Annotated in this window: 26 protein-coding genes; 12 read left to right on the top strand and 14 right to left on the bottom strand. The window is 72.7% G+C overall.

The features are described from left to right. Window positions 1-503 precede the first annotated feature (503 nt). Window positions 504-2,288, bottom strand: a complete 1,785-nt coding sequence (gene argS, locus GCU69_RS03840; RefSeq protein WP_098752436.1) for an arginine--tRNA ligase — start codon at window positions 2,286-2,288, stop codon at window positions 504-506. A gap of 350 nt (window positions 2,289-2,638) precedes the next feature. Between argS and lysS the strand changes: the two genes are divergently transcribed. Continuing rightward, the gene (lysS, locus tag GCU69_RS03835; protein WP_218940476.1) at window positions 2,639-4,420 is read left to right on the top strand and encodes a lysine--tRNA ligase; all 1,782 of its coding nucleotides are present in this window, start codon (window positions 2,639-2,641) and stop codon (window positions 4,418-4,420) included. A gap of 74 nt (window positions 4,421-4,494) precedes the next feature. On the opposite strand, the gene GCU69_RS03830 is transcribed toward lysS, so the two are convergent. The 4 genes from GCU69_RS03830 to GCU69_RS03815 all read right to left on the bottom strand — a co-directional run bounded on the left by GCU69_RS03830 (window position 4,495) and on the right by GCU69_RS03815 (window position 9,227). Beyond that, window positions 4,495-5,721: a PARP domain-containing protein gene (locus GCU69_RS03830; protein WP_156205123.1), complete on the bottom strand. Its 1,227-nt coding sequence runs from the start codon at window positions 5,719-5,721 to the stop codon at window positions 4,495-4,497. Between the two features lie 346 nt (window positions 5,722-6,067). Continuing rightward, the gene (locus tag GCU69_RS03825; protein ID WP_156205122.1) at window positions 6,068-7,330 is read right to left on the bottom strand and encodes a DUF2637 domain-containing protein; all 1,263 of its coding nucleotides are present in this window, start codon (window positions 7,328-7,330) and stop codon (window positions 6,068-6,070) included. Between the two features lie 122 nt (window positions 7,331-7,452). Next, the gene (locus GCU69_RS03820) at window positions 7,453-8,115 is read right to left on the bottom strand and encodes a DUF3558 domain-containing protein (RefSeq protein WP_235978199.1); all 663 of its coding nucleotides are present in this window, start codon (window positions 8,113-8,115) and stop codon (window positions 7,453-7,455) included. A gap of 104 nt (window positions 8,116-8,219) precedes the next feature. Then, window positions 8,220-9,227 carry a hypothetical protein gene (locus tag GCU69_RS03815; RefSeq protein WP_156205121.1) on the bottom strand — a complete coding sequence of 336 codons (1,008 nt, stop codon included), beginning with the start codon at window positions 9,225-9,227 and terminating at the stop codon, window positions 8,220-8,222. 212 nt (window positions 9,228-9,439) lie between these two features. Between GCU69_RS03815 and GCU69_RS03810 the strand changes: the two genes are divergently transcribed. Further along, complete coding sequence (locus GCU69_RS03810; protein WP_098753302.1) at window positions 9,440-10,633, top strand: RtcB family protein; 1,194 nt, start codon at window positions 9,440-9,442, stop codon at window positions 10,631-10,633. A 70-nt stretch (window positions 10,634-10,703) separates the two neighbouring features. Here GCU69_RS03810 and GCU69_RS03805 read toward each other — a convergent pair whose 3' ends face one another. Both GCU69_RS03805 and GCU69_RS03800 read right to left on the bottom strand, forming a co-directional pair. Further along, window positions 10,704-11,474 (bottom strand): SDR family NAD(P)-dependent oxidoreductase, encoded by a 771-nt coding sequence (locus tag GCU69_RS03805; protein WP_098753303.1) that lies wholly within the window; start codon window positions 11,472-11,474, stop codon window positions 10,704-10,706. 252 nt (window positions 11,475-11,726) lie between these two features. Continuing rightward, on the bottom strand, window positions 11,727-12,059 hold the full coding sequence (locus GCU69_RS03800; protein ID WP_098753304.1) for a YnfA family protein: 333 nt from the start codon (window positions 12,057-12,059) through the stop codon (window positions 11,727-11,729). Window positions 12,060-12,186: 127 nt separating this feature from the next. Between GCU69_RS03800 and GCU69_RS03795 the strand changes: the two genes are divergently transcribed. Together GCU69_RS03795 and GCU69_RS03790 are read left to right on the top strand one after the other, a co-directional pair. After that, a complete protein-coding gene (locus GCU69_RS03795) occupies window positions 12,187-12,672 on the top strand; it encodes a cation:proton antiporter regulatory subunit (protein WP_098753305.1) in 486 nt (161 codons plus the stop codon). A gap of 4 nt (window positions 12,673-12,676) precedes the next feature. Next, window positions 12,677-13,927 carry a cation:proton antiporter gene (locus tag GCU69_RS03790; protein ID WP_098753306.1) on the top strand — a complete coding sequence of 417 codons (1,251 nt, stop codon included), beginning with the start codon at window positions 12,677-12,679 and terminating at the stop codon, window positions 13,925-13,927. A gap of 81 nt (window positions 13,928-14,008) precedes the next feature. Here the strand turns inward: GCU69_RS03790 and GCU69_RS03785 are convergent, their stop codons facing one another. After that, window positions 14,009-15,586 (bottom strand): FAD-dependent monooxygenase, encoded by a 1,578-nt coding sequence (locus GCU69_RS03785; RefSeq protein WP_156205129.1) that lies wholly within the window; start codon window positions 15,584-15,586, stop codon window positions 14,009-14,011. Window positions 15,587-15,686: 100 nt separating this feature from the next. On the opposite strand from GCU69_RS03785, the gene GCU69_RS03780 reads away from it, so the two are divergent. Further along, a complete protein-coding gene (locus tag GCU69_RS03780; RefSeq protein ID WP_098753308.1) occupies window positions 15,687-16,292 on the top strand; it encodes a TetR/AcrR family transcriptional regulator in 606 nt (201 codons plus the stop codon). Here the strand turns inward: GCU69_RS03780 and GCU69_RS03775 are convergent. Then, window positions 16,244-17,260: an AAA family ATPase gene (locus GCU69_RS03775; protein WP_328629979.1), complete on the bottom strand. Its 1,017-nt coding sequence runs from the start codon at window positions 17,258-17,260 to the stop codon at window positions 16,244-16,246. The two genes, GCU69_RS03780 and GCU69_RS03775, sit on opposite strands and share 49 nt — an antisense overlap. An 85-nt stretch (window positions 17,261-17,345) precedes the next feature. Here GCU69_RS03775 and GCU69_RS03770 point away from each other — a divergent pair, with 85 nt between their 5' ends. Then, entirely contained in the window at window positions 17,346-18,002 is a 657-nt protein-coding gene (locus tag GCU69_RS03770) for a class I SAM-dependent methyltransferase (RefSeq protein ID WP_156205120.1), read from the top strand. A 27-nt stretch (window positions 18,003-18,029) separates the two neighbouring features. Here the strand turns inward: GCU69_RS03770 and GCU69_RS32500 are convergent, their stop codons facing one another. After that, window positions 18,030-18,164, bottom strand: coding sequence for a DUF397 domain-containing protein (locus GCU69_RS32500; protein ID WP_235978197.1), 135 nt, complete (start codon window positions 18,162-18,164; stop codon window positions 18,030-18,032). After that, on the bottom strand, window positions 18,121-19,035 hold the full coding sequence (locus GCU69_RS03760; protein WP_098753311.1) for a helix-turn-helix domain-containing protein: 915 nt from the start codon (window positions 19,033-19,035) through the stop codon (window positions 18,121-18,123). Before GCU69_RS03760 ends, GCU69_RS32500 begins: the two co-directional genes overlap by 44 nt. Window positions 19,036-19,201: 166 nt before the next feature. On the opposite strand from GCU69_RS03760, the gene GCU69_RS03755 reads away from it, so the two are divergent. From GCU69_RS03755 to GCU69_RS03735, 5 genes are all read left to right on the top strand, one after another. After that, window positions 19,202-19,810: an ATP-binding protein gene (locus tag GCU69_RS03755; RefSeq protein ID WP_176604516.1), complete on the top strand. Its 609-nt coding sequence runs from the start codon at window positions 19,202-19,204 to the stop codon at window positions 19,808-19,810. Window positions 19,811-20,048: 238 nt separating this feature from the next. Then, the gene (locus GCU69_RS03750) at window positions 20,049-20,534 is read left to right on the top strand and encodes an acyl-CoA thioesterase (RefSeq protein ID WP_235978195.1); all 486 of its coding nucleotides are present in this window, start codon (window positions 20,049-20,051) and stop codon (window positions 20,532-20,534) included. A 97-nt stretch (window positions 20,535-20,631) separates the two neighbouring features. Beyond that, window positions 20,632-21,294, top strand: a complete 663-nt coding sequence (locus GCU69_RS03745) for a class I SAM-dependent methyltransferase (protein WP_098753312.1) — start codon at window positions 20,632-20,634, stop codon at window positions 21,292-21,294. Window positions 21,295-21,499: 205 nt separating this feature from the next. Next, on the top strand, window positions 21,500-21,781 hold the full coding sequence (locus GCU69_RS03740) for a hypothetical protein (RefSeq protein WP_098753313.1): 282 nt from the start codon (window positions 21,500-21,502) through the stop codon (window positions 21,779-21,781). 83 nt (window positions 21,782-21,864) lie between these two features. Continuing rightward, entirely contained in the window at window positions 21,865-22,077 is a 213-nt protein-coding gene (locus GCU69_RS03735) for a hypothetical protein (RefSeq protein WP_143671182.1), read from the top strand. A gap of 68 nt (window positions 22,078-22,145) precedes the next feature. Here the strand turns inward: GCU69_RS03735 and GCU69_RS03730 are convergent, their stop codons facing one another. The 3 genes from GCU69_RS03730 to GCU69_RS03720 form a co-directional block, all read right to left on the bottom strand. After that, window positions 22,146-22,868 carry a cation diffusion facilitator family transporter gene (locus GCU69_RS03730; RefSeq protein ID WP_156205119.1) on the bottom strand — a complete coding sequence of 241 codons (723 nt, stop codon included), beginning with the start codon at window positions 22,866-22,868 and terminating at the stop codon, window positions 22,146-22,148. Further along, window positions 22,868-23,203, bottom strand: a complete 336-nt coding sequence (locus GCU69_RS03725) for an ArsR/SmtB family transcription factor (protein WP_156205118.1) — start codon at window positions 23,201-23,203, stop codon at window positions 22,868-22,870. Before GCU69_RS03725 ends, GCU69_RS03730 begins: the two co-directional genes overlap by 1 nt. Window positions 23,204-23,503: 300 nt before the next feature. Beyond that, entirely contained in the window at window positions 23,504-23,965 is a 462-nt protein-coding gene (locus GCU69_RS03720) for a hypothetical protein (protein WP_408055755.1), read from the bottom strand. Between the two features lie 240 nt (window positions 23,966-24,205). Between GCU69_RS03720 and hemL the strand changes: the two genes are divergently transcribed. Next, window positions 24,206-25,537, top strand: a complete 1,332-nt coding sequence (gene hemL, locus GCU69_RS03715; RefSeq protein ID WP_098753317.1) for a glutamate-1-semialdehyde 2,1-aminomutase — start codon at window positions 24,206-24,208, stop codon at window positions 25,535-25,537. The last annotated feature ends 59 nt before the right edge of the window (window positions 25,538-25,596 follow it).

The following is a 25,596-nucleotide window of genomic DNA, read 5'->3' as shown; positions in this document are numbered from 1 at the left end:
TGCCTTTCCGGGGTAGTTGCGGATCAACGGGTGAAGACCCGGATCCCGCCGCCCCAGGACTGCCCGGACGCGCACCGCACCGGCGCCCGACGCGCACCGCACCGGCGCCCGACGCGCACCGCACCGGCGCCCGGCAGCACCGCACCCGCGCCCGGCCGCGCGGCCCTTGCGTCCCCCCGGACGCCGCCGGCACCGGCGTCCCCGCGAACGAGGAAGCCCCCGTCCACCGGTCACAGGACCGGCGGACGGGGGCTTACGCGCTGTACGGCGTCGCGGGCCGCCCGGGCTGTACGGACCCGGGGGCGGGCGCGTCCAGTCGTACGGCTGCCGGGCTGCCCGGACGTCCGGGCTCCGGGTGCTCCCGGGCTCCAGAGGCTCCCGGGAGCCGGCGGACCCCGGGTGCCGGAAGCCGGCGGACCCCGGCGCGCGCAGGCGTCCGGGGTGGTGGCTCGCAGCCGCTCGGGCGCCGCCCCGGCGCGTACGGTTCCGGGGCGGGCGGCGGCTCAGAGCCGCTCGGGGGCCCGGATGCCGAGCAGTGCCATGCCCTGCCGCAGGGTGCGGGCCGTCAGCTCGCACAGGAACAGCCGGTTCGCCACGATGTTGGGCTCCTCGGCCTTGAGCACCGGGCACTGGTCGTAGAACGTCGTGTAGACCGACGCCAGTTGGTAGAGGTACGCGGCCAGCTTGTGCGGCTCGTACGTCTCCGCGACCGACGCCAGGGTCTCCGCGAACTCGTCCAGGTGCAGGCCCAGCGCCCGCTCGGCCGGCGCCAGCGGCAGCTCCGGGTGGGCCTTCGGGACGGCCGTGCCGGCCTTGCGCAGGATCGACCGGATCCGGGCGTGGGCGTACTGGAGGTAGACGCTGGTGTCGCCGTTGAGCGAGACCATCCGGTCGAGGTCGAAGACATAGTCCCGGGACATCGACGTGGAGAGGTCGGCGTACTTCACGGCGCCGATGCCCACCTGCGCCGCCCGCTCGGCGATCTCTTCCTCGCTCAGCTCCCGGGCCTTCTCGCGTACGACGACGGCGGCCCGGTCCACGGCCTCGTTCAGCAGGTCGACCAGCCGCACCGTCTCGCCCTCACGGGTCTTGAACGGCTTGCCGTCCTTGCCGAGCACCGTGCCGAACGCCAGCTGCTTCGCCGCGCCCTCGGGCAGCCATCCCGCCCGGCGCGCGGTCTCGAAGACCATCTTGAAGTGCAGCGCCTGCCGGGCGTCCACGACGTACAGCAAGGTGTCCGCCTTGAGCGTGCCGATCCGGTTGCGGATGGCGGCGAGGTCGGTGGCCGCGTAGCCGAAGCCGCCGTTGGACTTCCGCACGATCAGCGGGACCGGCTGCCCGTCGGGACCCTTCACGTCGTCGAAGAAGACACAGAGGGCGCCCTCGGAGCGGACCGCGACACCGGCCGCCTCCAGCTCGTCGCAGACCTGGTTGAGATCGTCGTTGTACGCGCTCTCGCCGACGACGTCCTCGTCCCGGACCTCGACGTCCAGCAGCTCGTACACGCCCTGGAAGTAGATCTTCGACTCGTCGACGATCTTGTGCCAGAGCGCGAGCGTCTCCGCGTCACCGGCCTGGAGGTCCACCACCCGCCGCCGCGCCCGGTCCTTGAACTCCTCGTCCGTGTCGAAGAGCGCCCGCGACGCCTTGTAGAGCCGGTTCAGGCGGGCCATCGCGGCCTCGCCCTCGCCGGAGGCCGCGGCCGTGTCGGAGGCGTGGTCCAGCTCGTGCGGGTGCTCGATGAGGTACTGGATGAGCATGCCGAACTGGGTACCCCAGTCGCCGATGTGGTGCCTGCGCACCACGCTCTCGCCCCGGTGCTCCAGGATCTGCACGATCGCGTCACCGATCACCGTCGAGCGCAGATGGCCGACGTGCATCTCCTTCGCGACGTTCGGCTGCGAGTAGTCGATCACCGTGGTGCCGGGGTTCTCCGCGTACGGCACGCCGAGCCGGTCGTCCGCGGCGCGGGCCGCCAGCGTCGAGGTGATCGCCGAGTCGGCGACGGTGATGTTGAGGAAGCCCGGGCCGGACACCTCGATCGCCGCGATCGCCGCGTCCGGGTCGGCGTTCCCGGCGGTCGGGATCCGGTCCACGACCTGGCCCGCCAGCTCGCGCGGATTGCCGCCCAGCTTCTTCGCGAGCGCCAGCATGCCGTTGGCCTGGAAGTCCGCCCGGTCGCTGCGTCGCAGCAGCGGGTCCGCGGAGCCGGCCTCCGGCAGGGCGGCCGAGAGGGCGTCCGCGACGCGCTGGTGGACTGTGGCGGCGATGGAGGGAACCGGGGCCATGGGGTGCTAGCGCCTTCTTTCGCTGGAGTGCTCGCTGGAGCGCTCGCCGGAGGGTCTCCCCGCCGGTACGGCCGGGAGGGACGGTGGTCGCACAGAGTCTGCCGGACAGTCCGTCGCAAAGACTGTGTCGCACAGAGTCTAGGGATCCGCCGTCGGCGGCGGCGAACGGTTTGCCCCCAGTATCCCATGGCGCCGCGGCGCCCCCGGGGTCTGGGACAATGGCACGGCCGGATCTCCGGGCACGCCCGGAGCACCTGTTCCGGCGGTCTTCCGGGCCCGGCGGAACGGCCGGGAACGGCCGGGAACAGCCGGGAAGAGACGCTGGACGAGACGCGGGAAGAGAAGAGGAAGTGCCGATCGTGGCTCAGAGCACCGAGACCGACTGGGTCTCCCGTTTCGCGGACGAGGTCATCGCCGAGGCGGAGCGCCGAGCCCCGGGCAAACCCATCGTCTGCGCCTCGGGCCTCAGCCCCTCCGGTCCGATCCACCTCGGCAACCTCCGCGAGGTCATGACCCCGCATCTGGTCGCCGACGAGATCAAGCGGCGCGGGTACGACTGCGTGCACATCCTGTCCTGGGACGACTACGACCGCTTCCGCAAGGTCCCGGCCGGCATCGACCCGTCCTGGTCGGAGCACATCGGCAAGCCGCTGACCAGTGTCCCGGCCCCGCCGGGCAGCGAGTACGCGAACTGGGCCGAGCACTTCAAGGCGCCCATGGCCGCGGCCCTGGAGGAACTGGGCATCGAGGTCCGCGGCATCAGCCAGACCCTCCAGTACACCTCCGGCGCGTACCGCGACCAGATTCTCTTCGCGATGCGCGAGCGGGAGCGGATCGACGCCGTCCTCGACCGCTACCGCACCAAGGACAAGGCCGCGACCCAGGGCCGTGTCACGCAGCAGGCGCAGGAGTCCAAGAAGCTCCAGCAGAAGAAGGCCAAGCTCGACGAGGCCGAGGCCGCCGCCGCCGAGGCCGCCGCCGAGGGCTCCGGAGCGGCGAGCGAGGACGACGGCTCGGCGGGCGCGGGCGGCGCCGGGTACTTCCCGTACAAGCCGTACTGCTCCAACTGCGACCGCGACCTGACCACGGTCACCGCCTACGACGACGAGTCGACGGAGCTGGCGTACACCTGCCGGTGCGGCTTCGGGGAGACCGTGCTGCTGTCCGAGCACAACCGCGGCAAGCTGGTCTGGAAGGTCGACTGGCCGATGCGCTGGGCCTACGAGGGCGTCGTGTTCGAGCCCTCCGGAGTCGACCACTCCTCGCCCGGGTCGAGTTACGTCGTCGGCGGCCAGCTGGTGAAGGAGGTCTTCGGCGGCGAGCAGCCCATCGGCCCGATGTACGCCTTCGTCGGCATCAGCGGCATGGCCAAGATGTCCTCCTCCAAGGGCGGCGTGCCGACCCCCGGCGACGCCCTGGAGATCATGGAGGCGCCGCTGCTGCGCTGGCTGTACGCGCGGCGGAAGCCCAACCAGTCCTTCAAGATCGCCTTCGACCAGGAGATCCAGCGGCTTTACGACGAGTGGGACGCCCTGGAGCGGAGGATCGACGCCGGGACGGCCCAGCCGGCCGACAGCGCCGCGCACAGCCGCGCCACCCGCACCGCGGCCGGTGAGCTGCCGCGCACGCCGCGGCCGCTGCCGTACCGGACGCTCGCCTCCGTCGCCGACATCACCACCGGCGACCCCCGGCAGACCCTGCGCATCCTGCGGGAACTCGACCCGGCGAACCCGATCGACACCCTGGACGAGGCCCGGCCCCGGCTGGACCGCGCCCAGAACTGGATCACCACCCACGTCCCGGCCGAGCAGCGCACCCGGGTCCGCGAGGAGCCCGACACCGAGCTGCTGGACGGGCTGGACGACTCGGAGCGGGAGTCGCTGCGGCTGCTGCTGGACGGGCTCGACGACCACTGGTCGCTGGACGGGCTGACGACGCTGGTCTACGGCGTTCCGAAGATCCAGGCGGGCCTGGACCCGGACGCCAAGCCCACGCCGGAGCTGAAGGTCGCGCAGCGCGGCTTCTTCGCGCTGCTCTACCGGCTGCTGGTCGGCCGCGACACCGGCCCGCGGCTGCCGACGCTGCTCCTGGCGGTCGGCGCGGACCGGGTCCGGGAGCTGCTGGACGGGTAGCGGGGCCGGCGGAACTCCGCCCGCGGCCGGGCCGGGCCGGGACAGCCGGGCCCGGCACCGCCGCCGGCCCGGGCCTATGTCTGGTAGTAGATCCGGATCTCCGGGTAGAGCAGTGACACGTCCTTGAAGAGAAACTCGTTCCCTCCGGTGGCGCCCATGGCGAGCGGATCGTTCTTCAGCCCCGGGCTGTAGATCGACGTCCGGCCCGCCTTGAGCTTGTTCTCGTCGTCGGCGCGCTTGCTCTTGTCGTAGATGCGGGCCTTGTTCGGCTGCCCCAGCAGGCCGCGGGCCATCAGCATTTCCTTGCGCGGGTGGTTCGGGTCGGTGCAGTCGAAGTCGGTGCACTGCGGATCGGGACAGCGGGTGTAGGTCTGCGCCTTCGACGTGCTGTCCGCCATGTAGACACCCTTGCCCAGCTTGCCCCAGTTGTCCGGCTCGCCATCCTTTGCCCTGTTGCTGACGTATTTCAGGTCGAAACCGCCGCTCTGGATGCCGGTTATCGCCGCCGGTGTGGTCCCGTGGACGAAAAATGCCTCGCCCGCGCTGGCCGGAGCCTTCACGTTCCCGGCGGGGGGCAGCGCGTCGGGACCGGGGCGGTGGTCCGGGCCGGGGCCGGGGGCCATCGAGACCGCCGCTGTACCCGCGAGGTCGGGGCGCTGCCCGATCGACCAGGGGACCCTCTCGCTGCCGTCCCGGCCGGTCCCCTCGAAACCGCCCTCGCCGTCCTTGACGGACAGTGACTGACGGTACATCTGCCGCTTCGCGGCGTACTTCTCCCACAGTTTGGGGTTGGCGACCACTTTGATCGCGGTGATCTGCATCTCACGGGACTGCGGGGGCGGGGGCCCGTTCTTCTTGCCCTCATCCTTCCGGCGCCGCAGTTTCGCTTCCCCCTGCGGCCCCAGCGCGGCCACCTTGGCCGGGTCGTCGAGTTCCCGGGTGATGACGCCTATCCGCGTCTTCTCACCGGCGGGCGCCGTGTACGGCGTGAGTCTCTGCGACGCGCGCGCGTACTCCTCGATCGCCCGGAAGACGGGGTGGTCCTGGGCGAGGAAGGAAGCGAAGACGCCCTCCGATTCCTGCTGCCAGGCCAGCGTCTTCCAGTAGTCCGGGACGTCCCGGCCCAGGAAGCTGTTCAGGTCGACCTTCTTCTCGGCGGCCGGAGCGGGTGTGATCGCGTCCGGGTCGCCCCCGGTCCGTTGCACGGGCACTTGTCCGGCCCCGGGGTGGTGCAGGCAGCCGGCCGAGTGACTGTGCCGGTCGGCCTCGACCACGCGGGTCACCGCGGCATTGCCGGCCATCCGCTGCAGCGCCATGAGATCGGCCGGGGAGCGCACCCCGCCGGCAGCGACCGGACCCGTCGGTGGGATCGCGGAGCCGGCAGCGGTTCGAGGTAACGGTGTGAGCGGTCGGCGCGCCGGTATACGTTTGCGTTCCTGCACTGTCACTCCCTGCTGGTCCCCTGGCCATCTTCCGGATTCTCCTTGCGGGGAGGGCGTTCCTGCCATGTCCGGACGTGCAGACCGCCGGGCAGTCCTGTCCGGCTCGCCGGCCGTCCCGCGGCAGCGGCAGCGGCAGCGGCAGCGGCAGCGACAGTGAGCGGTGAGCGGTGAGCAGGCGAGCGGTGAGCAGCGCCGGCGCCGGCTCCTACGCGATGTGATCCTGCAGCATTTCGCTGTTGAGACGGGTCGTGAACCGCTCCATGTACTGGTTGAGCTCGCGAGCCCGCAGCCGCAGCTCGTACGTGGCCTCGACGTTCGCGGCGAAGGCGCCGGGCGTGGGCATGCCCTCGCCGTCTATCGAATACCGGAACACCTGGTAGAGATCCTCGTCCGAGGGCGCCGCGCTCGGTACGCCCTCGCCCAGGGGGCGCGTGCCGCCCGAGCCCGTCGGCACCTCGACGTGCGGCTCCTCCGCCTGCTCCCGGACCGGTTCGGGCATCGGCTCCGCGGCAGGCGTGGGCTCGGCCGCGCGGGGCTGGGGCGCCGGGGCCGCCTGCGGCTGTCCGTCGGGGACGGTGCGCTGCTCCCGCGCAGGTGCGTACGCGAGCGGCTCGTGCTCCGGGGCCTGGACGTCCCGGTGCCGCACGTCCCGGGAGGTGGCGAACCGCCGGTCCGGCTCCTCCTCGGCCGCCGCGGCCGGCCCCGATGCCCGGTCGGGCGTCGTCCGGCCGGCCCCGGGTTCCAGTTCCGGCGCCGAACGGTGCTGGGGCAGCATCTGCGGTGCGATGCCCGCCGCCGCGAGGCCGGCCGAGGCGGTCTCCGCCAGCGGCACCCCGTACCGGGCCAGCCGCAGCGGCATCAGTGACTCGACCGGGGCCTTGCGGCGCCAGGCACGGCCGTAGCGGGCGCGGAGGCGGGCCTGGTAGACGAGGCGGTCCTGTTCGAGCCGGATCACCTCGTCGTAGGAGCGCAGCTCCCACAGCTTCATACGGCGCCAGAGCCGGAAGGTGGAGGGGAAGGCGAGCAGCCAGCGGGAGAGCCGTACGCCCTCCATGTGCTTGTCGGCGGTGATGTCGGCGATCCGCCCGATGGCGTGCCGCGCGGCCTCGACGGCGACGACGAACAGCACCGGGATCACCGCGTGCATGCCCACGCCCAGCGGGTCGGGCCAGGCCGCGGCGCCGTTGAACGCGATGGTGGCGGCGGTGAGCAGCCAGGCGGTCTGCCGCAGCAGCGGGAAGGGGATGCGGATCCAGGTGAGCAGCAGGTCCAGGGCGAGCAGGACGACGATGCCCGCGTCGATCCCGATGGGGAAGAACACCGAGAAGGCGCCGAAGCCCTTCTGCTCGGCGAGGTCGCGCACGGCGGCGTAGGACCCGGCGAAACCGATCGCGGCGATCAGCACCGCACCGGCGACGACCACCCCGATGAGTATGCGGTGTGTGCGTGTCAGTTGCGTCGCGGCCACCCGCGGACCCCTTCCGGCTGTGGGAACTGGCGGGCACAGCCTGGCACATCTGTGCGAGTGACGAGGAGCCCGGACCCTTCGGCGGGTCGCGGGCTCCTGTGCGGGGTGCGGGGCGGGGGCCGCTACTTGTTCGCGGCCGCGACCGCCTTCACCATTTCCCCGGCGGCCTTCTCGGCGTCCTTGAGGAGGTCGGAGGACTTGGGGGCCTTCGCGTCCTCGTAGCCGGCGCCGTTGTAGTTCACGGTGACGACGACGTTCTCGGTGCGGGCGACGACGGTCTGGTTCTTGTAGCCGTCACCGTCCTTGGTGATGTCGTAGCGGACCGACGCGGCCTGGTCGCCGAGGCCGGACGGTGTCCCGGTCTCGACCTTCTTGGCGTCCTTGGTGCCCTTCGCCTCCTCGACCTGCTTGGCGAAGTACTCCCCGGCCCGCTTGTCGGCGCTGCCGAGCGTCGGGTCCGACTCGAAGCGCTGGAGGGAGACGTCGAGCCAGCGGAACTGGAAGCCGTCCAGGCCGTGCCAGGTGCAGGTGCCGCGGGCGTTGATGTCGCTCGACTTGCCGGCCGAGCCGGACTTGTCGTCCGCCTCCGGGACCAGGTCCTCGATCGTCTTCTCGGCGACGGCGTCGCACGGCTTCGGCAGCTTGGTGTACTTCGCGGGCGCCGGGGCGGCCGACGAGGAGTTCTTCGACGGCGACGCCGAGTCGTCGGCCTTGTCGCCGGAGTCCGAGGAGCAGCCGGCGACGAACATCACCGGTATGACGGCTGCGCTTGCCAGAAGTCGCATGGCTGATCGGTGCATGGTTCCTTCGCTCATCTGTCGTCCAGGGGCGGCGGTGCCACCCGTACGCCGACCCACGGTAAAGGGTTCCCGCGGGTCACACGGGCGTCTCAGTCGTCGAAGCGCTCGCTCAGTTCGCGGGCCAGCCGCTGCGCGTTGCGTTGCAGCTCCTCGCTGTCCGGGATGGCCGAACGGTCCGTGGACCACTGGTCGTAGCGGATGGTGACGATGACGTTGGAGGTGCGGAAGACGAGCGCGATGTCGCGGTGCAGGCCGGAATCGGCGGTGACGAGACGGTCGTCGATGTAAGCGACATCACCCAGTTCGTCGAGCGGGCGGGGCGCGATGTCGGGGTCGGCGGAGGCGTCCGCGGACGGGGACTCCTTGTCCGCGTCGTCCTTCTCACCCTTCCCGCCCTTCCCGCCCTTTTCGTCCTTCTCGCCCTCGTTCTGCTTGTCGCTGCCGCTGCCGCTGCCGCTGCCGCTGTCGCCCCTGCCCGGTTCGTCGGCCGTGCCGGACTCCGCGCCGTCGCCGGGACCGGTGCTCTCCGCCTCGTCGGCGCCCTCGGCCTCCTCCTCGGAGGCGGACGCGGACGGCTCGCCGGAGCCGGGCCCCTCCCCGTCCCCGCCGCCGGGCTGCCCGGTCCCGTCGCCCGCGTCCGGGGCGGGGATGTCCGCCTCCTCGGCCTTGGCGTCGTACAGCTTCTGCGCGCGGTCCTCGTCGCTGAGGTCCGCGTCGTAGGAGACGACCCGCTCGAAGTCGATGTCGAGGTGACGGGTGCCGGCGGCGGACTCGGCGGTCCAGCGGCAGCCCGCGCGGCGGTCCGTGTCGTACGTCAGGGCGGCCTCGCCGTCGTACGCCTTCTCCCGCTCGCTCTCCTCCTGGCCCTCCTCGACCAGGCCGGGCAGCAGGTCGCGCAGGGTGCCGCGGCCCACGGAACCGCAGGCCTCGGGGAGCGAACGGTACTTGCCGGGCTCGGCGGCCGGGGCGCTGCTGGACGGCCCGCCCGGCTTGGAGTCCTCGGCCTCGTCGCCGCCGGAGGAGCCGGTGCAGCCGGCCACTCCCGACAGCAGCGCGGCGGCCAGGACGGCCACGGGTCCGTACGCCCTTCGCTGCACGTTGACCGGCTCCCTTCGGGTGAAAAGTGGTTGCCGCCCGTCGGCGGCCGATGGACACAATGTCTACAGCACACACCGTCCGGCCCGCCGGGTCGCTGCCGGTTTTACGGCGGTACATCCGGCTTTTCACGGGCGCATGGCGGCGGGCGTGCGGGGGACCCGGCACAGGCACGCGGAACCCCGGCGCGACATCAACGGGGGAACGAGGAGTCATGGCCTACACCGAGCTGCCCGGAGCCAGGGTGCCGATCCGGATGTGGACGGATCCGGCGACCGTCGAGGAGGGCGCGCTCCAGCAGCTGCGCAACGTCACCACGCTGCCGTGGACCGAGGGTCTGGCCGTGATGCCGGACGTGCACTACGGCAAGGGTGCGACGGTGGGCTCCGTGATCGCGATGCGGGGCGCCGTGTGCCCGGCCGCCGTCGGCGTCGACATCGGCTGCGGGATGTCCGCGGTGAAGACGTCGCTGACGGCCAACGATCTCCCCGGCGACCTGTCCCGGCTGCGTACGCGGATCGAGCAGGCGATCCCGGTGGGCCGCGGGATGCACGACGAGCCGGTGGACCCGGGGCGGCTGCACGGCTTCCCGGTGGCGGGCTGGGACGACTTCTGGGCACGCTTCGGAGGCGTGGCAGAAGCGGTCAGATTCCGTCAGGATCGGGCCGTAAAGCAGATGGGAACGCTCGGATCCGGGAACCACTTCATCGAGGTCTGTCTGGACGAGTCGGGCTCGGTCTGGCTCATGCTGCACTCCGGCTCCCGGAACATCGGCAAGGAACTGGCCGAGCACCACATCGGCATCGCGCGGAAGCTGCCGCACAACCAGGACCTGCCGGACCGCGACCTGGCCGTCTTCACCGCGGACACCCCGCAGATGGCGGCGTACCGGAACGACCTCTTCTGGGCGCAGGAGTACGCCAAGCTCAACCGCGCCGTCATGATGGGGCTCCTCCAGGACGTGGTCCGCAAGGAGTTCAAGAAGGCCCGGCCCGTCTTCGAGCCGGTCATCTCCTGCCACCACAACTACGTCGCCGAGGAGTCCTACGGCGGTACGGACCTGCTGGTCACCCGCAAGGGCGCGATCCGCGCGGGCAGCGGCGACCACGGCATCATCCCGGGCTCGATGGGCACCGGCTCGTACATCGTGCGCGGGCTGGGCAACGCGGCGTCCTTCAACTCCGCCTCGCACGGCGCCGGGCGCCGGATGAGCCGGAACGCGGCCAAGCGGCGTTTCTCGGCGCGGGACCTGGAGGAGCAGACGCGGGGCGTGGAGTGCCGCAAGGACTCCGGGGTCGTGGACGAGATCCCCGCCGCGTACAAGCCGATCGAGCAGGTCATCGACCAGCAGCGGGACCTGGTCGAGGTGGTGGCCAAGCTGCGGCAGGTCGTCTGCGTGAAGGGCTGACGGCACGGCCGGACACGTGACGGGGCGGGGCCCACCCCGCCCCGTCGTCGTTCCGCCGGGCCCCGCCGGCTCAGGCGCCCGGCTCCCGGTGCACCTTGTGGTTGGCCGCCTGGGCGCGGGGGCGGACCACGAGGAGGTCGATGTTGACGTGCGGCGGGCGGGTGACCGCCCAGGCCACGGTGTCGGCCACGTCCTCGGCGGTGAGCGGTTCGGCGACGCCCGCGTAGACCGCCGCGGCCTTCTCCTCGTCGCCCCGGAAGCGGGTCAGCGAGAACTCCTCGGTCCTGACCATCCCCGGCGCGACCTCGATCACCCGCACCGGGTCGCCGCACAGTTCCAGCCGCAGCGTCGTGGCGATCGCGTGCGCGCCGTGCTTCGCGGCGACGTACCCGCCGCCGCCCTCGTAGGTGCCGAGGCCCGCGGTGGAGGACAGCACGACGACCGTTCCGTCGCCGGAGGCGGTGAGCGCGGGGAGCAGGGCCTGGGTGACGTGCAGCACGCCGAGGACGTTCACCTCGTACATCGCGCGCCAGTCGGCCGGGTCGCCGGTGGCCACCGGGTCGGTGCCGAGCGCGCCACCCGCGTTGTTGACCAGGACGTGCACCGGGCTGTGGGGGTCGAGGGACGCGGCGAAGGCGTCGACGGCCTCGCGGTCGGTGACGTCCAGGGGGTATGCGAGCGCCTCGTGCCCGGCGGCGGTCAGTTCGGCGGCGAGCGCCTCGATACGGTCCTCGCGGCGGGCGGTGAGCAGCACCCGGTAGCCCGCCTCGGCGAGCCGGCGGGCGGTCGCGGCGCCGATGCCGCTGCTGGCGCCGGTGACGACTGCGGTGCGGGTGCTCATGGCTGGTCCTCCTGCTGGGCCGCGGCGGGGTGGGTGATCGCTGCTGTCCGCAGGATATGCGGGCGGCCCGGCGGCGTTGCGCCCGGTGGCCGGTCTGCGTTTGTCCCGCGGGACCGCTCGTGGGTGCTCCGCCCGAGGGGCCTCGGCGGGACCCCCGCGTGGCCTGCGCGGGGCCTTGGCGGGGCTGCGCGGGGGTGTCTCCCGCGCCCGCCGTGCGGGGCTCCGGGGCCGGGGCCCGGGGGCGAGGAGGCGTCAGCCGCGCGGGGCGTACATGATCACGGCCATGCCGGCCAGGCAGATCAGCGCGCCCGTCACGTCGTACCGGTCGGGCCGGAAGCCGTCGGCGACCATGCCCCAGGCCAGCGACCCGGCGACGAAGACGCCCCCGTACGCGGCGAGGATGCGGCCGAAGTTGGCGTCCGGCTGGAAGGTGGCGGCGAAGCCGTAGGCGCCGAGCGCGAGGACGCCGGCGCCGATCCACAGCCATCCCCGGTGCTCGCGGACGCCCTGCCAGACCAGCCAGGCGCCACCGATTTCGAACAGGGCGGCGACCGCGAAGAGGGCCACGGAGCGGGTCACGGACATGGTGCTCAGCGTACGGCCGGGAGGCCGCGCATCAAGTTATGGCAAAGTTCGGGGGATGGCCCGTGGCGACGCCGCCACGGGCGAAACCGACAAAACGGTGCAACAACCGCCATCCGAGGGGGCTTCCGTGCCGGCTCCACGCATGAGCACGACACCACTGCCGGGCATTGGTGTCCAATACGACCTGACCCTGCGTGATCACCGTCACCTCTCGGTGGTGGCCCACCGCGACGGGACCCGCACGCTGAGCGCCTACCGCGCGGACGACCCGGACGCGTGCTCGCTGTCGCTGCACCTCAGCGGGCCGGAGGCGGCTGTCCTCGCGGACACCCTGGAGCCGAACGACCACAGCCCCAGCCTGCTGCACACCACGGACCTCGGCCTGGTCGCCGAACGCCTGCCGCTCAGCGCCACGTCGTACTGGAACGGTCGCGTCCTCGGCGACGCGCGCCTGCGGACCGAGACGGGCGCCTCCGTCGTGGCCGTGCTCCGCCGCGCCGAGGCCATCCCCTCACCCGCGCCCGACTTCCGGCTGGCCGGAGGTGACACCCTCATCGTCATCGGCACCCGCGAAGGCGTGGACGCGGCCGCGGCCATCCTCGAACGGGACTGATCGCATGCACGGAGCTCTCTTCCTCATCGAACTCGGCGGCATCGTCCTGGGCCTCGGCCTGCTCGGCAGATTCGCCGGCCGCTACGGCTTCTCGCCGATCCCGCTCTATCTGCTGGCCGGACTCGCGTTCGGGCAGGGCGGGCTGCTTCCGCTCGGCGCCAGCGAGGAGTTCGTCGCGCTCGGGTCCGAGATCGGCGTCGTCCTGCTGCTGTTGATGCTGGGCCTGGAGTACACGGCCTCCGACCTGGTCAGCAATCTCAAGAAGCAGTATCCGGCCGGTCTGGTCGACTTCTGTCTGAACGCCCTGCCCGGCGCGGCGGCGGCCCTGCTGCTGGGCTGGGGGCCGGTGGCGGCGGTCGTCCTCGCCGGTGTCACCTGGATCTCCTCGTCGGGCGTCATCGCCAAGGTCCTCAACGACCTGGGGCGGGTCGGCAACCGGGAGACCCCGGTCATCCTCAGCGTCCTCGTCCTGGAGGACCTGGCGATGGCGGTCTACCTGCCCATCATCACGGCACTGCTCGCGGGCGTGAGCCTCGCCGCGGGCAGCGTGACGCTGGGCATCGCCCTGAGCGTGGCGGGGCTCGTGCTCTTCGTCGCCGTCCGCTACGGGCGTGTCATCTCCCGTTTCGTCTCCAGCGACGACCCGGAGAAGCTGCTTCTGGTCGTCCTCGGGCTGACGCTGCTGGTCGCGGGCATCGCGCAGCAGCTCCAGGTGTCGGCGGCGGTCGGCGCGTTCCTGGTCGGCATCGCGCTGTCGGGCGAGGCGGCGGAGGGCGCGCACAACGTGCTCATGCCGCTGCGGGACCTCTTCGCGGCCGTCTTCTTCGTCTTCTTCGGCCTGCACACCGACCCGACGAGCATCCCGCCGGTGCTCGCCCCCGCGCTGATCCTGGCCGTCGCCACCACCCTGACGAAGATCGCGACCGGCTACTGGGCCGCGAAGCGCGCCGGCATCGGCGAGCGGGGGCGCTGGCGGGCGGGCGGCACGCTCGTGGCGCGCGGCGAGTTCTCCATCGTCATCGCCGGACTGGCGGTCTCGGCCGGTATCGAGCCGGAACTCGGCCCGCTGGCGACGGCGTACGTCCTGCTGCTGGTCATCGTCGGCCCGCTGACGGCCCGCTACGCCGAGCCGCTGGCGCGCCGGCTGCTCGGCACGGGGTCCTCGGGCACCCCGGGGGCCGGGGCCGTGCCGCGGCCCGCGACCGGTGGCGCCGCTGAGCCGGACTCCGGGGCACGGTCGAACAGCATGCCGTGACCCGGTGCCGCGGCCGGTCGACCCGGTGCGGCGGCCGGTGCTGCCGGGCGGTTCCGGCGGCTCGTCTCGCGTGTGGTGTGGTCACGCCTCCGCCGCCCGGGCGATGTAGCCGTCGGGCCGCACCAGCAGCACCGTGCGGCGGCCCGGGTCCGTCCACCGGGCCCGCACGACCCGCCCGGGGCCTGCGCCGTCGCCCGCGGGTCCGGCCGCGCCGGTGCCGAAGAACCCGGGGCCGGTCCCGGCGGGGCCCACCAGGACGTGCCGCCCCGCCCGCAGCGCCTCGTACAGCCGCCCGAAGTCCGCCCCGTCCGGCGACGTGACCGCGAGATCCGGTGCGCGCCGCCCGGCGGGCGGGCGCTCCCCGCGCGCCGGGCGGTACGCGATGCCGATGCCCGTGACGTTCCCGACCGCCTTCCGGCGGAGGGCCGGAATCCGGTCCAGCAGGAAGGTGCCCGCCCGGCGGATCCCCAGCTCCGCCGGGTTGTCGGCCATCGCCAGCCGCAGAATCGTCCCGCTGCTGCGCAGTACGGTGCGGCCGACCGGATGCCGTTCGGAGTGGTACGTGTCCAGCAGCCGCCCGGGCGCCTCGCCGCGCAGCACCGCGGCCAGCTTCCAGCCGAGGTTGGCCGCGTCCTGGAGGCCGGTGTTCATGCCCTGGCCGCCGGCGGGGGAGTGGACGTGCGCGGCGTCGCCCGCCAGCAGCACCCGCCCGACGCGGTAGGCGGGCACCTGCCGCTCGTCGCTGTGGAACCGGGAGAGCCAGCGCGCGTCGTGCAGCCCGAAGTCGTCACCGAGGGCCCGGCGCACGTTCTCGCGCAGCTCGCCGAGTTCGACCGGGGTGTCGTCGGGCACCTGGCGTCGTCTGCTCCAGCCGCCGACCCGGTACCAGCCGTCGCCGTACGAGGCGACGAAGGCGAAGGCGTCGCCGACACCGTTGAGGGTGACCCCGTTGCCCGGGGGCCGGTCGAGGCGTACGTCCGCCAGCACCATGGAGCGGATGACGGCCTTGCCGGGGAACGGCAGGCCGAGGGCGCGGCGGACGGCGCTGCGGTGACCGTCGGTGCCGACGGTGTACGGGGCGCGGTGGACGAAGGTGCCGCCGGTACCGTCACCGGACTCGGCCCCGGCCCCGGCCCCGGACGCCGCCCCGGAGCCGTCGCCGGTCCCGGACTCGGCCCCGGCCCCGGGCGCCGCCCCGGAGCCGTCGCCGGTGGCCCGGACCGTCACCTCCGTCCCGGCCGCGTCCTGCCGCACATCCGTGACCTCGGCGCCGTACACGAAGCGCACGCCGTGCTCGGCGGCCCGCCGCTCCAGCAGCCGTTCCACCTCGTACTGCGGCGTGACGAGCAGGAAGGGAAAGCGGCTCGGCAGGTCGTCGAGGTCCAGGGAGAGCGAGCCGAAGAGACCCAGCCTCGACACCCGGCGGCCGGTCTTCAGCAGTTCGTCGGCCAGCCCCCGCGCGTCGAGCTGTTCGAGCGTCCGCGCGTGCACGCCGAAGGCGCGGGTGAGGTTGCTGATCCCCGCCGGCCGTCGCTCCAGCACGGTTACGGACAGCCCGGCGGCTGCGAGGTCGCCCGCCAGCAGCAGTCCGGTCGGTCCGGCGCCGACGACGAGGGCGTCGGACTCGGTGGTGGTGGGTGCGGGGTGGTTCGCGGTCATGGCCGCCTCCAAGTGCCAACAGTTGTTGGTCAACGCTTGTTGGCAACGGTACGAGCCCGGCCCATGGCCTGTCAACAACTGTTGGCCTACACTCGTTGGCATGCACCGTGACCAGGCCGCCGACCCGGCCCCCCGCCGCTCCGACGCCACCCGGGCCGCCATCCTCACCGCGGCCCGCGAGCGGTTCGCCGCCGACGGCTACGACCGCGCGACGATCCGCGCGATCGCCCGTGACGCGGACATCGACCCGTCGATGGTCATGCGCTACTACGGCAACAAGGAGGGCCTGTTCGCCGCCGCCACGGAGGCCGACCTGCGGCTGCCCGACCTCGCCGCCGTGCCGCGCGACGAGGTCGGCCGCCGGCTGGCCCGGCACTTCCTGGACCGCTGGGAGCAGGACGACGTGATGACGGCGACCCTGCGCGTGGGCGTCACCAACTCGGCGGGCACGGCCCGGATGCAGGGCATCTTCCGCGACCAGTTGGGCCCCGTCGTGGCCGCCGTGTGCCCGGACCCCGCCGAGGCCCCCGCCCGCGCGGCCCTCGTGGCGTCGCAGGTCCTCGGCATGGCGCTGGCCCGCTACGTGCTCCGCTTCCCGCCCGCGGCGGGCATGCCCCGCGAGGAGGTCATCGCCTGGCTGGGCCCGACGCTCCAGCGCTATCTGACGGGGGACCGGCCGTACAGCGCGTCCAGCGACACCAGTTGAAGATCGGGCGACGCCAGGGCGGCGGCCTCCGCCTTGGCGTTGAAGCCCGCTCCGCTGAAGCAGAGCAGGCGGGTGTCGCTGGTGTCGTAGCGGCCGCTCCGGGCCAGGAGGTCGCGGATGTGCCGGAGGCGTTCGACATGGGTCTGGCCCATGGTGTCGTTCCACTTCGCTTCGCCGATGGCGAGCAGGGGCGGCTTGCCGCCGTCGGCGATGCCGATCACGGCGACGTCGACCTCGTGGCCGGTGCGCGCGGCGGTGTCGTGGACGACGCCGTGCCCCACCCGTGCGGGCAGACCCCCCAACAGGCCGGGATCGGCATGGTGGAGCGCCCAGTCCCGGCAGACCTGTTCGAAGTGCGGTCCGAGGACGTTGCTGACGAACCGGCGGCGGCTGGCCTGCCAGACGCGTCCGGCGCTGCCCGGACGTTCCAGCTGGTCCCATACGGGCCGCATGACGGCGTGGTAGAAGCCGACCAGGGGTTCGGCGATGCGGTACGTCGGCCGGTTCTCCCGGAACACATCGGCGTCCCGGTGCAGCAGCCCGGCGTCCTCCAGGACATTGATCGGATGCGCGATGTCGGTTGCCTTGCGCTCCAGATATCCGGCCATGCCTCCGCGGGTGCCGTTTCCCTCGGCCACAGCTCCCAGAACGGACAGATACAGACCCGTGTCGCGCAGCTCGGGCTCCTCCGCCAGGAGATAGCGGGCTTCACGGAAGAGTGGTGTCTCGGGATTGAGGACGGTGCGGACGATCCAGTCGTCGAAGTCCTCCGGGCCGGCCGGGGAGTCGCCTCGGGCGAACTCCCGGCGGTAAGCCGGTGTGCCGCCGACGACCGAGTTGACCTGCATGGCCAGGCGTGGGTCGTCGATCTCCCAGAAGTCGGCGGCCAGGCGGTGGTCCAGCGGGCGGACGACCAGCTCCAGCCCTGCCGGTCCGGAGAGGGCCCCGGGTTCGGAGGGCACCGTCACTGAGCCGGCTGGAAGGCTCTGACGGACAAGGGCAGCGCAGCCGCAGGCGGGGAGCCGGTGCGAGCCCACTCGATAGGGTGCCCCGGTGCCGGAGGACTACTGGAACCACAACACCCACTACCACCCGCTCGTCCTCGACGCGGTCCCCGGCGGCTGCCGGGAAGCGCTCGACATCGGGTGCGGTGACGGCCTGCTGGCCCGCAAGCTGGCCGACCGGGCGGACCGGGTGCTGGGCGTCGACAGCTCGGCCGCCATGATCCGGCTGGCCCGCGAGCGCACGGCCGACGCCCCCGGCCTCTCCTTCCTGGAGGCGGGCTTCCCGGACTCCCCGGACTGCCCGGCCTCTCCCGACGACCGTCTCTCCCCGGGCCCGGACGACCCTCTCGGCGACGGGTGCTACGACTTCGTCTGCTCGGTCGCGTCCGTCCACCACATGGATTTCACCCGGGCCGTCGGCCGCATGGCACGGCTGCTCGCCCCGGGCGGCCGCCTGGTCCTGATCGGCGTCGCCCGCAACGGCACCCCGTGGGACCTGGCGGTCGACGCCGCCGGTGCCGTCGCGCACCGGGTGTGCGAGCGAAGGCACGGCCCGCTGCGGGAGCCGCCCGCCATCCCCGTACGGGACCCGGGGATGACGTACGGCGAGGTCCGCCGCGAGACCCGCCGCCTGCTGCCGGGATGCCGCTACCGGCGGCATCTGCTGTGGCGCTGGTCGGTGACCTGGGAGAAGCCGAGGGGGTAGGCGGACGGGCGCGGCGAGCGGGCTCGTTCAGACCGTGGGGCCGGACTTCACGCCGGCTATGAACGCCGCCCAGGCGGCGGGGGTGACGAGCAGCGCGGGGCCCTGCGGGGCCTTGCTGTCACGGACGGGCACGACGCCGGGGAATCCGGGGGCGACCTCCACGCAGTCTCCCCCGGCCTGGTTGCTGTAGCTGCTCTTGCGCCAGTCGGCGCCGGTCAGTTCGAAGCTGGACGGTCGCGTCACGGTGGTTGCCCTCCATCACGGATCGGATCATGTCGAGCGACATGAGCGGGGGCAGGGCCACTGCCCGCAGCCGATCGTAGGTCACGGAGTAGTGGCTCACCGATGCTGGTTCTTCCGTCAGTTGGCCGTGGTCGGCGCCCTCGGTGTAGGCGACTTGAGTGCCGTCCGGCAACGTCAGGATCGTCAGCGAACCGCCCATCGCCTCGTGGCCGCCCTGGTCGAACGGCATGACCTGAACGGTGATGTGGGGCTCGGCGGAGGCGTCCAGCAGTCGCGCCAACTGGTCCCGCATGACGGAGGCGCCGCCCACGGGACGCCGTAGCACGGCTTCGTCCAGCACGACCCACAACTCCGGGCGTCCGGGCGCCGAAAGCCGTTCCTGCCGTGCGAGGCGTGCGGTGACGCGGTCCTCCAGTTGCTCCCTGCCGCCGACCGACCGGTCGAGGCTCAACACGGCCCGCGCATAGTCCTCGGTCTGCAACAGGCCCGGGACCACGTGCGCCGCATACTGGCCGATGGCCACGGCCCTGGCCGAGTGCGCCATGAACGCCCGCGACCAGTCCGGGAACGCCTCCCGGTACACGTACGGCCACAGATCGGCCAGCAGGTCGTCCGCGCCGAGCGCGCTGTCCAGGGCGCGGGCCAGCTCCAGGGTCGGTTTCGCGCCGGACGCTCGCTCGATCTGGGTGATGCGGGTGCTCACGACGTGGACCTTCGCGCCCAGTTCGGCCTGGGTCAGCCCGGCGGCCGTGCGGAGTCTGCGGACGCGTGAGCCGAACAGCCCGGCCATGGACGATCCCGGGTCGATTTCCTTGGCCAAGACGTCACTTCCGTTCCTTACAGCCTGGGAGATAAGGCTTCATCACCTTTCGAGGGTAGATGCGCCGGACGATGCTTGGGCACGGAACGTCACGACTGCGGCACGCTCCGGGTCGTGCGGAGGATCGACGTACTGGATGGACGGCACCGTGCTGAAGACAACGACCACGCCGGGCGGCGGCGAACCGCAGCGGGAGGAAGGGGAAGGAGAGGTGGCGGCGGACGCGGACGCGGGCGCGGGCCGGGGGAGCGGCGCGCGGTTCGACGCGTCGCCGCGCGGGGCGCGGCTCGCGCGGCGGTTCGCGGTGCGGCGGCTGGACGGCTGGGGGTTCGCGCCGGAGTCGGACACGTCGTGCACGGTGGCGCTGCTGGTCGGGGAGCTGGCCGCCAACGCCGTACGGCACGGGCGGGTGGACGGGCGGCCGGACGGACGGGACTTCCGGCTCCGGATCGGATACGAGGCGCGGGCGCGGGTGATCCGCGTGGAGGTCTCCGACGCGTCCGCGGAAGGTCCGGGCCCCGTGCCCGCGGACCCCGGTCCGGACGGGGAGTCGGGGCGGGGGCTGCTGCTGGTGGACGCGCTGGCCGACCGCTGGGGCGTCGGGCCGCGAAGGCCGCCGGGGAAGACGGTCTGGGCGGAGCTGTCCGTGCCCGGGCCGCCGTCGGTGCAGCCGGGGCCGGCGCCGCAGGCAGAGCGGGCGGTGCGGCCGGGGCAGGCGGTCCGGGTCCGGCGGCGGGCGCGCTGACCCCGTACGTCCCGTACGTCCCGTACGGCGGGCGGAACCGGTTCCCCGGCGTCCGGCGGTGGTTCACGCCGGGGCTCGGCCAAAGGGGAACCGGCCCTGCCCCCGCGGCTCTTGGCCCGCGTGAAGCGCTCGCCTATCCATGAATGACGGACGTACTCCGAATGAAGGACGCACCGCCGGGCGTACCCGCGGCCGCCCGGCGCGCGTCACCCTCCGGACCGACGAAGTGGGTTCCACCATGGCCATGCCCGATGTCCAGCACGAAGTGCCGTCCATCGGTTCCCTTCCCGGCGTCACCCGGATGGTTGAGGTCCACTTCGAGGATCTGGATCCCACCGGGGTGGTGCACAACTCCCGTTATCCGCTGCTGCTGGAGCACGCGTTCACCGCGTACTGGCGGGAGCAGGGCTGGCATCACGACCCGACGCGGTCCGCGTTCGAGGATTCCGTGCAGGTCGTGCGGGCGCTTGAACTGACGTACCACTTCCCCGTGATGGAGCCGGGCATGGTGGCCGTGCGCTTCTGGCTCGAACGGGTCGGCCGCACCGGCTACACGTACGGCTTCAAGCTGCTGTCGGGCGACGGTGCCGTGGTGCACGCCGAGGGCACCCGCACCCAGGTCAACCTCGACCCGGCGACGCTGGCCCCCGCACCGCTCAGCGAGAAGGTGCTGGCGGCGGCGGAGCCGCTGACGCGGGAGGCCCGGGCCGACCGCCCGGCGTGATGACAGGGCTCGGTGTGACGGGGGCCGGTGTGGCGGGAGCCGGGCACCGGTCACGGCCGCTGCGGGAGGGCCGTCCGGAGGAGTACGGTGACCGGCCATGCGCCGACAGACGAAGCGACACCCCGTCTTCGCCCGCTACTACGCGAAGGTCGCCGGCCCCGCCCTGGACCGGGCAGGGATCGCGCGGCACCGCGGGCGGCTGCTGGCCGGCCTGTCCGGCGAGGTCGTCGAGATCGGCGCGGGCAACGGGCTGAACTTCCCGTACTACCCGGCCGGGGTGACCAGGCTGCTCGCGGTGGAACCGGAGCCGCGGCTGCGCGCGGCGGCCGGGCGGCGGGCCCGTACGGCCGCCGTACCCGTGGAGGTGGCGGACGGGCGGGCCGAGCGACTGCCGGCCGGTGACGCGTCGTTCGACGCGGCCGTCGCCTGTCTGACCCTGTGCTCCGTGGCGGACCAGGAAGCCGCGCTCGCCGAACTGCACCGGGTGCTGCGGCCGGGCGGGCAGCTGCGCTTCTTCGAGCACGTACGAGCCGAGTCGCCGGGGATGCGACGGGTGCAGCGGGCGCTGGACGCGACGGTCTGGCCGCTGCTGATGGGCGGCTGCCACACCGGCCGCGACACCTTGGCCGCCGTCACCGCGGCCGGGTTCACCGTCACCGGCGCCGACCGGTTCGCCTTCCCCGGAACAAGCCTCCCCTCGCCGTCCGGCACCCACATCCTGGGGACCGCGGAACGGGACGGGGCGCGGAACGGGGTGTGACCGAGCCGCCCGCGGCCCGGCCGAGGGAATGCCTGCCTGGCCTCGATATGCCGGACGCCGTGGAGAAATCAGGCGTCGCGCCGTGACCGGCGCACGCCGCACGCTTCCGGCTGCAAGTCCTGCGATGCCGTGAGACATTGGTTGTGTCGCGCGATCCCATTTCGAACCCCGTGCTCAGCAGGGGGAAGAAGCGGAGGCGCTGGATATGGCCACTGTCGAATCCTGGGACTACGCGGTCGTCAGGAACGCCGTCCCGCCCGGCGGGGCGTTCGTCAAGGGATGGGGCCCGCATCCGTTCCGTGATACGGCCGTCCTGGCAACCCCGTACACCTTCCACGGAAATCCTTCGGTCACCCATGTCATCGCGGTGGAGGAGAGCCGGACTCTGCTGAAGCCCGACGGCAATTACTACTACCGGGTCCACATGCGCAATCGCGGCCCGGATCCCCTGTCCGATTACTTCATCACCCTCGCAGTCATCGACTGACGGTTGCGAGTAATGACGTGTGCGAAAGGCCGGGAACGATGCGTCTTTTCGTCGTGTACGACGACCGGGGGGAAATCTCCACCGTGGCAACGCAACCCGAAGGGGCCCCGCCGCTGAGCGCCGACCTGGAGGACGGGGAGCACTCGGCGTTCGTCGACGCGCCCCAGGTGTCCGCGGGCGCCGACCGCCGGGAGGTGATCGCGCAGCTGCACGAGGTGAGGCGGAGCCGGCGCGTCACGGAGGACGCGGGCGGGGCCCGCCTCGTCGCCCGGGGCGAGGCGGAGCCGGCCGGCTGACCGGCCCGGCACCGTAAGCGGGCCCGAGACCGGTTCGCCTTCCCGTCCGAAGACCGGACCGCCGGACCTCAGTTGCAGCAGTCACAGCCGCGGTGGCAGCCGCAGCCTTCCGCCCCGCTGCCGGTGGACGGGGCCGCGGTGGTGGCCGGTGGCGCGCAGCAGCCTTTGCCCTGCCAGGCGTCGCGGCCTTCCTTGACGGCGATGCCGGCGATGACCAGGGCCGCGACCGGATCGGCCCAGGACCAGCCGAGAGCGGCGTTGAGGACCAGGCCGACCAGGAGCACGGCGGACAGGTACGTGCACAGGAGCGTCTGCTTGGAGTCGGCGACCGCTGAGGCGGAGCCGAGTTCCCGTCCGGCCTTGCGCTGGGCGGCGGACAGGAAGGGCATGATCACCAGGGAGAGTGCGGCGATGACGATGCCGGGGACGGAGCGCTCGGCTTCGCCTGTGCCGGTCAGGGCGCGTACGGCATCGAAGGTGACGTAGGCGGCGAGGACGAAGAACGAGACCGCGATGATCCGCAGGGCGGTCTTCTCCCGGGCCTCGCGACCGGTGTGCTCGCGGGCGGAGAACTGCCAGGCGACTGCGGCGGCGGAGGAGACCTCGATGACCGAGTCGAGGCCGAAGCCGACCAGGGCGGTGGAAGAGGCGATCGTGCCCGCGAAGACCGCGACGACCGCCTCGATCGCGTTGTAGGCGATCGTGACGGTGACCAGCAGGCGTATGCGCTGGGCGAGCGCTTCACGGCGGGCCGGGGACGGCCCCGGGGATATCGACATCTCGGCGGTCATCAGCAGCACCGCTTCGTGTCGGCGTCCGCACAGGTGCGGTCGGTGTCGACGGCCACCACGGCGGTGCGCAGGTCGTCCAGGGCGTGACCGAGGCGTTCGTCGGCGAGTTCGTAGCGGGTGCGGCGTCCGTCGGGCACGGTGACGACCAGGCCGCAGTCGCGCAGGCACGCCAGGTGGTTCGACAACCGCGTACGGGAAATCCCGAGAGCGTCGGCGAGTTCGGCCGGGTAGGCGGGAGCCTCGCGCAAGGTGAGCAGGATGCGGCAGCGGATCGGGTCGGCGAGCGCGCGGCCGAACCGGGCCAGTACCTCGATGTCAGGAGCAACGGTCAGCACCCGCTTGACAGTACAGCATGTCCTGAATTCAGGAAATGCTGTACTGATTGCTGAACTGCTTGCTCGTCGGTACGGCTCACCGCCGGGGCGGCTGGGCGGGGACGGGCGCGTGGTCGGCCGGGCGCCGCCCGCGCGGGCGGGCGCAAGCCGACGGTGGCCGGGACCGGTGAGGGCCGGGGTGGCTGGATGTGCCCCCATACCGCGCCCCGGCCGCCCGGCGGCCCCTCTGCGGCTCTCCGGCTCTCCGGCACGGAAAAGGGCGAGGCCCGAAGACCCCGCCCGAACCCACGAGCCCTCAGCTCAGGGCCACACCAGGCAGTACGGCTGGTGCCCCGCGTGATGCAGGCGCTCGCTGAAGTCCTGCCACTCGTGCAGCAGTTGGTAGATGTTGAACGCGTCGCGCGGGCCGCCGCGGTCCGGGACCGTGGACCAGATGAAGGCCGCCGCGCCCACCGACTCCTCGCCGATGCCCCGCAGCGGGTCGACGACCGTCATCGGGAGCTTGACCACGGCGTAGTCGGGGTGGAGGACGACCAGCTCCAGCGGCGGCACCTTGTGCAGCGGGATGCCCTCGATGCCGGTGAGGACCATCGCGGCCATCGTCTCCGGCTTGATCTTGGTGAACATGCCGCCCATGCCCAGCTCGTCGCCACCGAGTTCTTCCGGGCGCATGGAGATCGGGACCCTCGCGGCGGTGGCTCCGTCGGGTGCCCCGAAGTACTTGTAGGTCACCCCCACGTGCCCACTCCTGCTCCCCCTCATCGGTGTTTCGGGCTCACGCTCGCCGCGGTGCCGGCCTTTCCCCCTGCGCGCGGCACGTCGCGCGCCGGCCCGCTCGGGATCCAGGTCGTCGGTCCCCTCACCCAGTCCGCCACCGCGATGCATATTCTCCACCCGACCACTCGCGGCCATCGCCGCGCAACCCGATCATCGTCCCAAAGACCTCCCCACGGAGAGCCGGACGAAACGCCCGGACGCAGGATCGGCTCAGGCTCTGAGACCATGGCTGGCGTGACTTACTCGTACGATGCCCCAGTCTCGCAGAAGCTCTACGACCGTGCCGCCGCCGTGACACCCGGCGGTGTGAATTCTCCGGTGCGCGCCTTCAGGGCCGTGGGCGGTACGCCGCGCTTCATGGTGTCCGGCCGGGGCCCCTGGCTCACCGACGCCGACGGCCGGGAGTACGTCGACCTCATCTGCTCCTGGGGTCCGATGATCCTGGGCCACGCGCACCCCGACGTCACCCGGGCCGCGCAGGACGCCCTCGCCCGCGGCACCTCCTTCGGCACCCCCGGGGAGGGCGAGGTCGCGCTGGCCGAGGAGATCGTGGCCCGCGTCGAGCCCGTCGAGCAGGTGCGCCTGGTGTCCTCCGGGACCGAGGCCACCATGTCGGCGATCCGGCTGGCACGCGGGTACACCGGCCGCGCCAAGGTGATCAAGTTCGCCGGCTGCTACCACGGTCACGTGGACGCGCTGCTGGCCGCCGCCGGATCGGGCGTGGCCACCTTCGGGCTGCCGGACACCCCGGGCGTCACGGGCGCGCAGGCGGGCGACACGATCGTGCTGCCGTACAACGACCTGGAGGCCGTGCGGGAGGCGTTCGCCGCGAACCCCGGTGAGATCGCCTGCGTGATCACCGAGGCGTCCCCCGGCAACATGGGCGTCGTACCGCCGCTGCCCGGCTTCAACCAGGGGCTGGCCGGCCTCTGCCGGGACAACGGCGCGCTCTACATCTCCGACGAGGTCATGACCGGCTTCCGGGTCTCCCGGGCGGGCTGGTACGGCCTCGACGGCGTCCGCCCCGACCTGATGACCTTCGGCAAGGTCATGGGCGGCGGCTTCCCGGCCGCGGCCTTCGGCGGCCGGGCCGACGTGATGGCCGCCCTCGCCCCCGCCGGGCCCGTCTACCAGGCCGGCACCCTCTCCGGCAATCCGGTCGCGACCGCCGCCGGCCTCGCGCAGCTGCGGCTGCTGGACGACGCCGCGTACGAGACCGTCGACGCGGTGTCCGAGCAGGTGCGCGGCCTGGTCGGCGAGGCGCTGGCCGGGCAGGGCGTCCCGCACCGGGTGCAGAACGCGGGCAGCATGTTCTCGGTGTTCTTCACCGAGGACGCCGTCACGGACTACGACCGGGCGAGGAGCCAGCAGGCGTACCGTTTCACCGCCTTCTTCCACTCCATGCTGGAGCAGGGCGTGCACCTCCCGCCGTCCGCGTTCGAGTCCTGGTTCGTGTCCACGGCGCACGACGCGGCGGCGGTGGAGCGCATCGCCGAGGCCCTGCCCGCGGCGGCCCGCGCCGCGGCCCGGGCGACGCCCCCGGACGCCACGGCATGATGAGAGGTACGGGTACGGAAGAGGGCGGCGACGCCGGGGACGGCCCGGCGGACGGCAGC

Source organism: Streptomyces lycii (assembly GCF_009735685.1).
Classification (GTDB): domain Bacteria; phylum Actinomycetota; class Actinomycetes; order Streptomycetales; family Streptomycetaceae; genus Streptomyces; species Streptomyces lycii.
This window is presented reverse-complemented; position numbering and strand designations above follow the sequence as displayed.

Coding starts and splice junctions, on each gene's coding strand:
- argS (WP_098752436.1), bottom strand. CDS start 2,288: ATGGCCCCGGTTCCCTCCATCGCCGCCACAGTCCACCAGCGCGTCGCG.
- GCU69_RS03830 (WP_156205123.1), bottom strand. CDS start 5,721: ATGGCCGGCAATGCCGCGGTGACCCGCGTGGTCGAGGCCGACCGGCAC.
- GCU69_RS03820 (WP_235978199.1), bottom strand. CDS start 8,115: ATGCGACTTCTGGCAAGCGCAGCCGTCATACCGGTGATGTTCGTCGCC.
- GCU69_RS03810 (WP_098753302.1), top strand. CDS start 9,440: ATGGCCTACACCGAGCTGCCCGGAGCCAGGGTGCCGATCCGGATGTGG.
- GCU69_RS03805 (WP_098753303.1), bottom strand. CDS start 11,474: ATGAGCACCCGCACCGCAGTCGTCACCGGCGCCAGCAGCGGCATCGGC.
- GCU69_RS03800 (WP_098753304.1), bottom strand. CDS start 12,059: ATGTCCGTGACCCGCTCCGTGGCCCTCTTCGCGGTCGCCGCCCTGTTC.
- GCU69_RS03790 (WP_098753306.1), top strand. CDS start 12,677: ATGCACGGAGCTCTCTTCCTCATCGAACTCGGCGGCATCGTCCTGGGC.
- GCU69_RS03785 (WP_156205129.1), bottom strand. CDS start 15,586: ATGACCGCGAACCACCCCGCACCCACCACCACCGAGTCCGACGCCCTC.
- GCU69_RS03780 (WP_098753308.1), top strand. CDS start 15,687: ATGCACCGTGACCAGGCCGCCGACCCGGCCCCCCGCCGCTCCGACGCC.
- GCU69_RS03760 (WP_098753311.1), bottom strand. CDS start 19,035: ATGGCCGGGCTGTTCGGCTCACGCGTCCGCAGACTCCGCACGGCCGCC.
- GCU69_RS03755 (WP_176604516.1), top strand. CDS start 19,202: ATGGACGGCACCGTGCTGAAGACAACGACCACGCCGGGCGGCGGCGAA.
- GCU69_RS03750 (WP_235978195.1), top strand. CDS start 20,049: ATGGCCATGCCCGATGTCCAGCACGAAGTGCCGTCCATCGGTTCCCTT.
- GCU69_RS03745 (WP_098753312.1), top strand. CDS start 20,632: ATGCGCCGACAGACGAAGCGACACCCCGTCTTCGCCCGCTACTACGCG.
- GCU69_RS03740 (WP_098753313.1), top strand. CDS start 21,500: ATGGCCACTGTCGAATCCTGGGACTACGCGGTCGTCAGGAACGCCGTC.
- GCU69_RS03730 (WP_156205119.1), bottom strand. CDS start 22,868: ATGACCGCCGAGATGTCGATATCCCCGGGGCCGTCCCCGGCCCGCCGT.
- GCU69_RS03720 (WP_408055755.1), bottom strand. CDS start 23,965: ATGAGGGGGAGCAGGAGTGGGCACGTGGGGGTGACCTACAAGTACTTC.
- hemL (WP_098753317.1), top strand. CDS start 24,206: ATGGCTGGCGTGACTTACTCGTACGATGCCCCAGTCTCGCAGAAGCTC.